The sequence below is a fragment of the Coleofasciculus sp. G3-WIS-01 genome, assembly GCF_040223135.1.
Classification (GTDB): domain Bacteria; phylum Cyanobacteriota; class Cyanobacteriia; order Cyanobacteriales; family Coleofasciculaceae; genus Coleofasciculus.
In genome coordinates this window covers 1-12,199 of record NZ_JAVJZI010000149.1, presented here as the reverse complement: position 1 = coordinate 12,199, position 12,199 = coordinate 1, and the positions used below count along the sequence as shown (strand labels likewise).

General features: G+C 44.3%; 10 protein-coding genes. 2 read left to right on the top strand and 8 right to left on the bottom strand.

Annotated features, from left to right (window positions below; all coding sequences use genetic code 11):
* Positions 1-2,660 (bottom strand): two-partner secretion domain-containing protein (locus tag RIM23_RS14605; RefSeq protein ID WP_446367954.1); only part of this gene is annotated, 2,660 nt, incomplete at its 3' end.
* A gap of 460 nt (positions 2,661-3,120) precedes the next feature.
* Here RIM23_RS14605 and RIM23_RS14600 point away from each other — a divergent pair.
* Positions 3,121-3,708: a phage tail protein gene (locus tag RIM23_RS14600; protein WP_446367953.1), complete on the top strand. Its 588-nt coding sequence runs from the start codon at positions 3,121-3,123 to the stop codon at positions 3,706-3,708.
* Positions 3,709-3,927: 219 nt separating this feature from the next.
* On the opposite strand, the gene RIM23_RS14595 is transcribed toward RIM23_RS14600, so the two are convergent.
* From RIM23_RS14595 to RIM23_RS14575, 5 genes are all read right to left on the bottom strand, one after another.
* Positions 3,928-4,695, bottom strand: a complete 768-nt coding sequence (locus RIM23_RS14595) for a hypothetical protein (RefSeq protein WP_446367952.1) — start codon at positions 4,693-4,695, stop codon at positions 3,928-3,930.
* Positions 4,696-5,319: 624 nt separating this feature from the next.
* Positions 5,320-6,345 carry a GTPase ObgE gene (gene obgE / locus RIM23_RS14590; RefSeq protein ID WP_446367951.1) on the bottom strand — a complete coding sequence of 342 codons (1,026 nt, stop codon included), beginning with the start codon at positions 6,343-6,345 and terminating at the stop codon, positions 5,320-5,322.
* 161 nt (positions 6,346-6,506) lie between these two features.
* On the bottom strand, positions 6,507-7,208 hold the full coding sequence (locus RIM23_RS14585) for a Mo-dependent nitrogenase C-terminal domain-containing protein (protein WP_446367950.1): 702 nt from the start codon (positions 7,206-7,208) through the stop codon (positions 6,507-6,509).
* 278 nt (positions 7,209-7,486) lie between these two features.
* Positions 7,487-7,813 (bottom strand): hypothetical protein, encoded by a 327-nt coding sequence (locus RIM23_RS14580; protein WP_446367949.1) that lies wholly within the window; start codon positions 7,811-7,813, stop codon positions 7,487-7,489.
* The gene (locus RIM23_RS14575) at positions 7,797-8,021 is read right to left on the bottom strand and encodes a DUF433 domain-containing protein (RefSeq protein WP_446335785.1); all 225 of its coding nucleotides are present in this window, start codon (positions 8,019-8,021) and stop codon (positions 7,797-7,799) included. The genes RIM23_RS14580 and RIM23_RS14575 overlap by 17 nt, the downstream gene beginning before the upstream one ends.
* Positions 8,022-8,129: 108 nt before the next feature.
* Here RIM23_RS14575 and RIM23_RS14570 point away from each other — a divergent pair, with 108 nt between their 5' ends.
* The gene (locus tag RIM23_RS14570) at positions 8,130-9,284 is read left to right on the top strand and encodes a hypothetical protein (protein WP_446367948.1); all 1,155 of its coding nucleotides are present in this window, start codon (positions 8,130-8,132) and stop codon (positions 9,282-9,284) included.
* Positions 9,285-9,420: 136 nt separating this feature from the next.
* Here RIM23_RS14570 and RIM23_RS14565 read toward each other — a convergent pair whose 3' ends face one another.
* Positions 9,421-10,302, bottom strand: coding sequence for an alpha/beta hydrolase (locus RIM23_RS14565; RefSeq protein ID WP_446367947.1), 882 nt, complete (start codon positions 10,300-10,302; stop codon positions 9,421-9,423).
* Between the two features lie 192 nt (positions 10,303-10,494).
* The gene (gene gatA / locus RIM23_RS14560) at positions 10,495-11,952 is read right to left on the bottom strand and encodes an Asp-tRNA(Asn)/Glu-tRNA(Gln) amidotransferase subunit GatA (RefSeq protein ID WP_446367946.1); all 1,458 of its coding nucleotides are present in this window, start codon (positions 11,950-11,952) and stop codon (positions 10,495-10,497) included.
* Positions 11,953-12,199 lie beyond the last annotated feature (247 nt).

Genomic DNA, 12,199 nt, shown 5'->3' with positions numbered 1-12,199 from the left:
ATAGTACCATCACGCCAAGTAACCGCTCCGCGCTGATTATTCCAGTCGGGGCTACTAACTACATAATTCCCATTGTTGAGGGCAGTTACGCCACCACTACCCACTTGGTCATTCTCTGTTAGACCAACTAAACTATTAGCTAAAATGACCTGTTCATTACCCGTGGGGATAGTACCATCACGCCAGGTAATGGCTCCCCGGCTATTATTCCAAAATGGACTATTGATTACATAATTCCCATTTTCTAGAGCAGTTACGCCAGCAAGACCTACCATATCTCCTTGGCGTGTGCCTACCAAACTGTTTTCCTCGCTCACGTCTCCAATCGTACCATTCATGCCATCGCCCCAAGTCACAGCGCCTCTCTGATTGGGATTCGTTAAGCCACTCCATGATGGACTACTGACTACATAATTCCCATTGCTGAGCGCTGTTACGCCACTGTCACCTACCCGATCAAGATTGTCAGTACCAACTAAACTATTATCTGAACTCACAACACCCGTAATTCCTATCTCACCATTCGCCCAAGTTACGGCTCCCAAATCTGTTAACTGACCATTCCAATCAGGACTGTTTACGACATAATTACCATTACTTAGGGCAATCACGCCTTGACCTGGCTCGTGACCTTTACCAACCAAATCTCCTGATTGCTCATTGCCTGAAGTACTGCCAACTAAGCTATTATTTGAACTTACATTATCAGTAATTCCTGTTTCACCATTCGCCCAAGTTACGGCTCCCCGATTCTCACCCCAGTTAGGACTACTGACCACATAATTACCATTTCCTTTTAATGCTGTAACACCACCACTTCCCACTTGGTCATCGGTTTGACCTATCAGTGTACTAATTAACGCCCCAGTGGAACTATTAAACAGATAAACTGCACCTGCATTATTCCCACCAAAGTTATCCCCTGGCTTAGCAACTGCCACATTTCCTGTACTCAATGGCGCAATGGCATCACCAAATCCAGAACCATTGCCAGCGTTAGGATCAACAAGGTCAAATTGGGGAATAGCACCTACCTGATCATCAATAACAATATGTTTCGGATCAAGTAACAGCGTCCCCGCTAATCCATTCACAGCCCCCACATCGACAGTACCTGTCATCAAGAGAAAGTCTTTACCCGACACTTCCACAAAACCGCCACCACCCCTAATCGCGCCACCTCGCGCCTGAATCGTCCCAGAAAATTGTGTCTGTTGGTCAGACCAAACAATCGTCCGTCCTCCATTTCCCATAGTTAGGGCGTTGGCGTTTAGAATACTGCTATGGTTAATGATTGTAGTTTGGGCATTGATAGCGTCTACTGTCTGTCCCTGAAAATCACCACCGACTAAAATCTCACCGCCGCCACTGTTACCACTGACATCAATATCAGCTGCCAATAACTGGACAGTCTCAGCAAACAGATGGACTTTACCTCCTACCTCTCCTGTCGCCTCAATGTCTCCTGAAGTGGTTAAGACTGTATCGACGCTACCCTTAAATTCAATTACACCGCCCTGTTGAGAACCATTTGCCTGGGTTGTGGCGCTAGCGGTTTGAATCACCGTGCCTGTAGAATTAACCTGAATTTGTCCACCATTGCCCTGATTCCCGGTTGCACTCAGTTGTCCTGTGTCCAGGAAATGATGAGTCTGAACCTGAATATTACCCCCATTCGCCCCATCAGCCCTGATAGAACCAAGGTTATATACCCTAGAGCCAACAACATCAATTGTGCCACCCTTACTCGTATGGGTGGTTGATAATTGCCCAACGTTTAAAACTTGACCGCTATTCCCTGTCAGCAAAACGGGTAAATCTAGGGGATTAATTGGCAATGGCTCCCCAGTGGCGGAGCGAGGAGGTGTAATCTCTAAGCTTAGGGGGCTTCCGGGTTGACTGATTTTGAGCAAATTCTCACCTGGTACAGCCGCGATCGCAACTCGTCCTCCTGGTGCTGTCAGTTGCCCTGTGTTGGTAATACTTCCACCGGCTAAGATTAAGTGATGACCTTCTCTCACCTCTAGATTGGCATCATTATTAATAGCCGCTGATTGAGCCAAGTCAAACGCCAAACTTGTGGGAGTCCCGATTAAGTTTTCATAACTATTCTCACCGAACGCATTAAACCAATTCTCAGCGCCAAAGCCAATCCCTGTCGCCGTGGTTGCGGTAAAAGCAGCCGGAACATTTAGCTGAGCATCAGCACCAAAAATGATCCCCGCCGGATTCATTAAGAAAAGATTAGAGTTTCCCCCAGTTACCTGAATTAAACCATTAATCACAGAGGTATCTCCACCCACAACCCGTCCTAGAATGTTGAGAATTTGGGGATTGGAGATAAAGTTGGCAATTTGACCTTGGGAAAGTCCAAATTTCTCAAAGCTATGGAAGAGATTCGCGCTATCTCCGGAAAACGTTCCACCGTGGATATCTAAGCGGTTTCCCTCCGGGGTGACTCTGGTGTTAGTACCATCGGCGGCTGGGGTAATGGATTCAGCATAAGCTGGGGGAACTGAGGCTAGCCAAGTTTTCCCTGATCCTACAGTGCGATCGCCACGAAGAAACCCTCCTGTTTCGGGAAAAATTGGATAGGGCATTACGCCAGTGAGGACAACACCGACAAACAACCAACGCAAACAAAATAGGTTAGGTTTCATGAGCTGCCCTCCCATCAGTCGGACTTATCCAATACAGCATACCTTATTCTCTGTCAAGATTAACAGCTTAGCAGGTCTCTTATACTGTTTAGCTTCAATGTATGTAAATAATGGCATTACAGAACTCAGTGTTCTTCAGGAGTTTCAATTACAAAATTCAGTGTTCTTCAGGAGTTTCACCTGTTAACGCTATTTTATGATTATTTTTTGAATAGAGAAAAATATATAAAATTAATCTGACAGTCTTGATGGAGATTATACATTGTAGAGTATTGATGAAAGTTTATTGACGTTTTGGGTCAAGTTAGGCTAAATTACTAAATCATTAAGCCTCAACCAACAGAATTTAATACGGCAAGCTGTTATGGTGATTTCAACATCTTTGCTATCGTCAGTGTTCATGGTAGGGTCTGGTAGTTTTATCGAATGTTTACCTAGTGTAGAAATTGAGGATTGTCTTATGACGGAACCCTTTATAGGTCAAATTATAGCGGTTGCTTTTCCCGATCAACCCCCAGGTTGGGTTCGCTGCGATGGAGACTTCTTTGAAACAACAACGTATCCGGTTTTATTTGAACTTATAAAATACACTTATGGTCGCAAGCGATTGGGAGATAAAAATTATTTTGCTGTGCCAGATCTGAGAGGTCGTGTTCCCATTCACATGCGTCCTTGTCCCATGGAGAATCCGGCAAATGATACTGATAATACTGATGATACTGATAGTCAGACTACTTATTATAATCTAGGTGACAAAGGCGGGGAAGAAAAGGTACAACTTGAAGAGAAACACCTTCCCCCCCATAAGCATAAGTTAAAAGCGACTAGCGCGGAATCTGACTGTAATTTGCCCGATTCATCAAAGCTACTAGGGCTATCTAGATATGAGGTTTATGGTAATGGTGAGGCTGATATCGAAATGCATCCAGATGCTATTGCACCAGCGGTCACTGAAACAGAGGAAAACTGTGAGGCTCATGAAAATATGCAGCCCTACTTAACTCTTAATTTTCTTATCGCCGTGGAAGGAAGAAATCCGAGAGGATAATACAAGCAATCTAACTGGGAAAAGAAGACGAACTAAGTATAGATAGTAGGATGGGGGGAGCATGTCAGGGAAAGCACAAAATATTCCAGCTAACGATAGCGTTGGGTTTCGTACCTCAACCCAACCTACTTGCGTTGACATGCACCCTAGGGTGGGTCAGACTTAGAGTTTATTATCTATGATTAACAAAACAATAAAATGCCATAACCCACCCTCTATTTATTGTTTACTCTGGAACAGAGAACCCACTCCAACAAAACCAAAGGCTAATAAACTTAAAACAAAATTTCCTTCAGGAATTTCTTCATGTTGAACAGCATCTTTGATCTGAATATTGTCAAGTGCAAAACTCTTTGAACTATTATCTGTTGCCCCAAAACCTTTGAATGTAACGCTAATCAAATTTTTCCAACCCTCATCAAATGTTTCAGAGCCGACGGTTTGAAAATCATTTTTAGAACCAGAGCCATCGGGTTCTATAGTCAGGTCAAGTTTGTGAAACACAAACCCGCCTTCTTCATCACAATTCTTCCCAAAAAGACATCCTTTTATTTCAACCTCTTGAGCTTGGTTATCTTTAGTACTCCATTTAGCAATGTCTAGGCTTAGTAGTGAAAAAGCCGTCTTGTCTTTTTTAGATATTGTTACCGGATTTAAGATAACTGATCCATTTCGTGGTACATAATCTTCTATAACAATATAAGGGGTTCCATTATGAGCTTCAAACCGATCCTTGACGAGAGTGAATCCAGGAATTCGATTTTGTGGATTTGGTTCATCAGAAGCATCGAATAAAAAGCCTTTAGATTCAAAGTCAGAAACGCCATTTTTAATCCTAACTGTATCGAAATCACCCAATCCCAAAGTTTTAGGAAGTTCATTAAAATCAAGAACAATAGCTTGGGCGGCTGGGCTGCTTAATACGGCAATTAACGTAGCTAAAGCTGTTGTCAGTGATAATTTGCCAATAAGTTTTGAATGAGCCATGATGAAATGCATATCCCAAAAAATTAAACCTGAGTTGTGGAGATGCCTAGCCCTGATGTAAATCCAGAAAAATTGACGATATTAGCAATCAAAATTCCAATTTTTTCTGAGTCTTCCGGACTTAGTGTGATAAAATATTAGTCTTAATGAACTAGGAAGATTACCCAACAAAAACTGTAGCTTTTAACCGCCTCAAAACTCTCTTGAAATCCGGATGAAAATGGTTAAAGCTATTGCTGTGTAATATTCTGGAAAATCAAACTAACAATTTAGCAAACTAACTACGGAAGACCCGGAGTATTTATGTCATGGAATGTAAAGAGGTGTAAACATTGCTCAACAGAGACGGAATATCAGTACCTTGGATAAAGGTGTAATATTACCTTCATCCTTTCATCACCCCATTCCGGAATTTTGGGCTTGAATTTTCGTTTTTAGAATAATTATAATTACTTATTTGACAATTACACTGATAAGAGGTATAATTTTACGGAATTCCTAACAAGACAACTCGTCTTGGTTTTTTTACGGGGATTTGAGCTATTTGAACCCATTACATCCCCTTGCCCACAACCCCCTACACTGCCCACTATTCAAGTAATTTGCCCGCTCCTTCTGGACGTATCAAAACTGGGTCACCGTTTCCACCTCTACATCTTTTAACATATCCAAAGACTGCCAAACGGTTTGCAATAGCGACTCTAACCCCATCTGAGTCACGGCGGAAATTTGGAACACGGGTACATGGGTTAAGTGATTGAGTTCAGTCGCCAGCAGTTCTACCGTCTCTGAATCAACAGCATCTATCTTATTGAATGCCAGAATTTGGGGACGTTGTGACAATCCCCGTCCATAAGCCTGTAACTCCGCTTGAATGGTTTGATAATCGCCAATCGGATCATCAGCCGTAGCGTCAATCAGGTGCAGTAATAAGCGCGTGCGTTCGATATGGCGGAGAAAGTCATGCCCTAACCCGGTTCCCAGATGCGCCCCTTCTATTAATCCAGGAATATCGGCAAACACTGTACCATCACCCGTAGGTTTACGAACCACACCCAAATTCGGCACTAACGTCGTAAATGGATAATCGGCAATCTTGGGGCGTGCCGCAGAAAGGGCAGCAATTAGGGTAGACTTACCTGCATTGGGTAAACCAATAATTCCCACTTCTGCCAGTAATTTTAACTCCAAACGCAAGCGGCGATACTCTCCAGGAAGTCCGGGTAAGGCATAATCAGGAGCGCGATTGCGATTGCTCAAAAAATGCTTGTTCCCTAATCCTCCCTTACCCCCCTTGGCAACGCAAAAGATTTGTCCTGGTTGAACTAAATCCCCTAGAACTTCCTGGGTATCCGCATCATAGATAACTGTACCGCAGGGAACTTGAATCGTGCGATCGCGCCCATTAGCACCCGTCCGATTATTCGGTCCCCCACGTCCACCATTGTCGGCTTGGAAGCGATGGGCATATTTGAAATCCAGCAAGGTTTGCAGGTGTTCAGCCGCCACCAAAATCACATCTCCCCCTCGTCCCCCATTCCCACCCGCAGGTCCCCCCGCAGGTACATACTTCTCCCGCCGGAAGGCGACAATACCATCGCCGCCCTTTCCAGCTTCTACTTCAATTTCCGCTTGATCAATAAATTGCATTATTTGTCATTTGTTGATGTCATTTGTCCTTGGTCATTCGTCATCTGTCAAAGACGTCTTACGTTTAATCTAGTCGGGGCGGGTTTATTTACATCTGGGTGAGGGAAGAAATGATAGTAGTGAAACCCGCCCCGACAGACGAATAATGGCACATCTCTACACTAAAAATATTTCGAGACATCTTCGCCCCGTTCATCTGCCAGATAGGATAATGCCCGGAAGCGCAAACCGACTAACTGATCATAGAGTGGATTGAGCTTACACATTGCCGGAATGTGGGCGACTTTGCGGCCGAATAGGTTGACATCCCGTTCAAACGGACATTGAGAGGGAATAATATTACACACGAATCGGGCAACTCGTGGGTCATGAACTTCCATCCCATCCAGCCATCTGCGTAAAGGGTGGAGAATATCCGAATGGGGATGGGGAGATGTTCCCGGTTGCTGGGCATCTTGGTGGGCAACATCCGTGGTATCCATACCCTCACCATCGTAAAGGGTATGTCGCAGGGCATTCAGTGCCTCGATTTGCAGTCCTAGCGCTTCGCAGAACTCTTGCAGAACATTGTCTTCCGTAGCTGAGTAGATACCATCTGCCATCGCCACCATGACAGCCGTTCTGATAAAATTCTCGGCGGTATGCAAGTCATGACCTAACACCGCAGCCAGTTCTTCAGCAGAAATAGTTTGTTCAACCGACTGTGGGTCTTTATCCACCTCCAGGAGTTCATGAGTCAGTTGAGAAACGATCTCTTTTTCTTCGGGATCAAAGTGACCATCAGCCCAAGCCACGGTACACAACCCGCGCAGCCAAGCCGAAATTTGGTCTTCGGTGTAGGGAGATTGAGTGACAGTCGTCATAATTATCTAAATAAACTCGACGAACATGATGTAAGAGCGACCTTGGCAGAGTCCTAACGAGTTGTAAGCTGGGAGACTAAACGACTAAGGTATAGCAACAACGGCATTACCCTACCAGGGTTGGAACTGTTTCCACTCTTAATCTTAACTACTGCGGAAGAGAAGTATTGGTCACTATCGGCACAATCAGGCTGAGACGATTGGTAATTATTGAGTTCAAGGGGTTGCCGCTGTAGCCATAATACCTAGCTTTACCGATAATTGACTCCTACCAACTTTCAAGAACTTGCAACTTCAGTCACGTCCCCCGGAGCAATTGTATTCAGCACGTCACGAACATCTGGCATCAAAGGAATTAAATCAGGGAGCCTGTTGCTAGATGCCACAAGAACAATAACGGCTACTCCAGCTTGCTGCAAGTTTTGCTGATAACGCAAATTTTGATCTGTAGTCAGTAGAACCGTGAAGCCCTCCTGACTCATGAGCCGCAGCAACTCACCGTTCTTTTTTACTGACCATCCCATCTCGACAACTGTGCGTATCTCGTAATCAGCAAGTTCCCGCTTCAAAGGTCGGGGGGCGCACTCATCAAGCAGGATTCGCATAAGCTGTCAGCATTTCCTTAGCCAATTCAAGGGCTGCGATCGCTTGCTCACGCCGAACACTGGGAAAATGATCTAAGAATTCGTCGAGTCGCTCGCCAGCTTCGAGATAATCGAGCAACGTTTCAAAAGGTACACGAGTTCCAACAAAAACAGGGGTTCCTCCCAGGATGTCAGGGTCGCTATGAATAACACGCGCTGCGGTTTTCATGTCAGTCATTCCGTATAGTAGGAGTTCCTCTGATCTTAGCCTACTGGTGTAACACAGCTAGCTAAAATTGTGGGATAGATTTTACGGTTAAATCGGCGGTATAAACCCATGACTTCTATTCACTTAAGTGGAATCTATTGGCAACAAGAGGAGCAGAGAAAAGCTGAACTGGAATTTTGGGAACTTAAATCTAAATATCAAGTTGCCGATTATCCAGATTATTCTATTTCTAGTCCTCTATTTTCTATTCTCAAGAAGCTAGATGGAAATGAGGACTTGAGTAATAGCGAATGTGAATGGCTTGAGCAACAAAACTTACATGGGCTAGTCACTATCGATCAACAACGGAAGGACAGAAAAATATTTGCTCAACTCAAAGAGAAGTATCAAGCTACACAGTATCCCGATGCAGAACCTTCTAGCCATTTATATACTATCCTGAGAAACCTTGAATTCAATCAACTCAAGCTTTCTAATCTATCGAGAGATATACAAATATTACTTGACAATCCTCAATTTAAGATATCCGAACAGGATATTAATTGGTTGCTCAAAGAAGAACTCCCTGAAACAGCCGAAATTGCTCAAAAGCTTCACTTTAAATACTTAAAGAATAAATATCAAATCATTGACCCTCGATTACCCATAAATCCGTTTTATGAGATTATGCTCAAGCTCGAACGTGAAGAACGGCTAAATCCCAAACAAGTTGTTCAGTTAATAGAAGAAAATCAACTATCCCGGTCTGGAAAGATAGCGATCGCACACTACAGGTTAGAGGCAATATTTTATGAAAAGGAGTATAAAAGAACTGGCAATTGCTGGAATCTACCTAGTGCCAGTAGTAATTGGCGTAAAGCGAATGAACCTGACAAAGCATTAAAAGTTACCGATCAAATAAACTGGACTAAGGTGCGAGAATCGGATCTTAAATCAGCCCTACTTGTTACAAGAGGTGCAGCATTCCGGGATCGTAGACGATTAGATGAAGCAGAAGACTGTGCAACCCAAGCAATAGAATCTCAGCCTGAAAGTCATCAACCTTATACCTTAATGGGAGCAATTTGTTATGACCGAAGCGAGTACTCAGATGGAGATGAATGGTTTGAAATGGCAGCAGAACGGGGGGCTGTTGACACAGATGATGAAATCGAACGCATTGTCAGAATGACGAAAGACAAAGATAAACGCCGAGAGGTAGCAGAGTATCTCCTCACAAAAGACCCAGATCGTTATGCATGGGCTAGTTCTTATCTTAAATAAACTGAGCAGTACTCATATCTTCCCAGTAGATTTAATAGAGAAGATTAGTTTTTGTCAGCTAACCCTGCTTTGCCTTAAACTCAGAGGACAATAATCAGAGGGGTAGGCGAGATTAGTGGTTATTTTGACAAAATAACTACTCAAGATGTGGTTCAGAAGTAGGTTTGAGTTGAAAAAACTCTCGAATTCTCTGCTGATATTCTTTCCCAGCTACAGGAGCCACATTATAATGATCCGCATCAGGAACAAGGAAGAGTTGTTTGGAACCCGTTATGGTATCAAATAAAACTCGGCTCATGTAAGCAGGTACAACGGGGTCACTCGTACCGTGAATCAAAAGAACTGGCATTTTGAGAGAGCTAACTTTGCTTTTCGAGTTAAACTTTTGCGTCAGCAGCAAATCAGCCGGAAATAAACCATAGATTCTCTGATGATCGACCATATCCCGCATTGAGGTAAATGTACTTTCCACAATTAAACCCCGGATGTTGGGATTTCTCACCGCTAAATCGATTGCGATCGCGCCCCCTAAAGATTGACCATATACGAAAATATCCTGGGGAGGAATACCCTGTTGCTGCACCAGATAATCCCACGCCACTTGAGCATCTTGGTAAACTTGGGTTTCAGTGGGAAACTTCCCGTCACTTTCACCATAGCCTCGGTAGTCAAATAACAAGACATCCAAACCCAATTGGTGAAATTCCATAGCCTGTTCGACATTCGCGCCGATATTCTCCCCATTCCCATGTAAATAAAGCAGCACCCCGATTGGGGGGGAGGTGGCGGGAATCCACCACCCATGGAGACGTTCTTGCTTTCCAGGAGAAACAGGTATCCACACCTCCTGATAACTCAATCCCAAGTCGCCTGGTGTGGTTTTAATAGTTTTAGAGGGAACAAAAATTAGCCGATTTTGCCCTAACCGGATAGAGATGCAGGCTAATAGATAAACGATGGCTACAATTCCCCCTAGGATTAGTAACCTCTTTCCCAGAAAGAAACTATAATTCTTCATTCCCGTAACATTCTCCCCGGGCAATTAAACGACTGCTTGATGCTATTTTTGACTCTCGTTTTCCCAGCAGGGCGGGCGCGAGTCAAGTTATCGGTTTTCTCGATAATGTTATCGTTCAAACCCGCCCCGAAAAATCGTCTCCCCCTGCTCGCCATAGTTCCACGCCTTACGTCTCTACCAGCTCCCCCTGCTCTATTTAAGTGGTGGTTGCTTGAGATGCCAATCCGTAGACTGTTCGTAAGCATAGGCGACTTGAAATAACTGTTGTTCGCCCAAAACTTTCCCAATTAGCTGCAAACCAATAGGTAATCCTTGGTCATCATATCCACAGGGAATACTCATTCCTGGTAATCCGGCTAAATTAACGGGAATTGTCATTAAGTCAGATAAGTACATAGTTAAAGGATCTGAGGTTTTTTCTCCCGCTTTAAATGCAGTAGTGGGGGCGGTGGGACAAACTAAAACATCAACCTTTTCAAACGCCTGCTCGAAGTCTTGCTTTATTAGAGTGCGAACTTTTTGTGCTTTTAGGTAATAAGCGTCATAATAGCCGGCGGATAGAGCATAAGTACCCAACATAATCCGGCGCTTGACTTCCGCCCCAAACCCGGCTGCACGAGTTTTTTTGTACATTTCCAGGAGATTTTCTGCTTCCGGCGTGCGAAATCCATACTTGACGCCATCGTAGCGAGCGAGGTTGGCTGAGGCTTCGCTGGGAGCAATAATATAGTAAGCGGGTAACCCATAGCGAAATCGGGGACAAGAAATTTCTTGTACTTCAGCGCCTAGGCTTTTGAGCTGTTCAATGGCGTTTTGAACAGCTTTGGCAATGATGGGCTCTAAGCCTTCACCAAAGGTTTCTTTAATAATGCCAATTTTGAGACCAATGGATTTTAAATCAGGTTGCAGGGATGTGGTATAGTCAGGAATCTCCAGCTTGAGACTGGTTGAGTCATTCGGATCATAGCCTGCGATCGCATTAAGTAAAATAGCCGCATCTTCTACTGTTCGTCCAAACGGACCAATTTGATCCAACGACGACGCATAAGCGACTAAACCATAACGAGACACTAAGCCGTAAGTGGGTTTCATCCCGACAATCCCACAGAATGACGCCGGTAAGCGAATTGAACCCCCTGTATCCGAACCGAGAGCAACCACACATTCGCTAGCCGCAACAGCGGTAGCCGAACCCCCAGAGGAACCCCCCGGAACGCGGGATAAGTCCCATGGATTCGCCGTCTGTTGATAGCTAGAGGTTTCGCAGGAACTCCCCATGGCAAATTCATCCAAGTTGGTTTTGCCAACCATGACAGCACCCGCATCCTTAAGTTTTTGAGTCACTGTAGACTCATAAGGCGGGACAAAGTTTTCCAGAATCCGAGAGGCGCAGGTGGTGGGAATACCCTGGGTACACATATTATCCTTGATGCCAATTGGAATCCCAGCCAACATGCCAATCTCTTCCCCAGCCGCGATTTTGGCATCCACTTGACGTGCCTGTTCTAGGGCATGGTCTGCAGTAATATGCAAAAAGCTATGGACTTTGGGTTCTAGCGCCTGAATTCGGTCGAGGGCGTCTTGCGTGATTTCAACACTTGTGCGTTCTTTGTCGATAATTTGTTGGTGCAGCTCACGAATGGATGCCATGCTTGTACCTATTTATACTGATTTACCATGTTTGCCTTTCGTATTTTGGCAAAAATTCAGGATTAATGGTTTATCGACTCCTTTACGTCATAAGCGATGGTGAAAGCCCTCGTGATTTATCCGAGGGATGAAACCGAGCAAGTCGTAAAGACAGCGGGATTTATCCCGCAATAACATTCTTAAGTGATATAATATAACCATAAGTAGAGATACAGTTAGGTCTTGACCTAGCCAAGGTCAGTAGGGC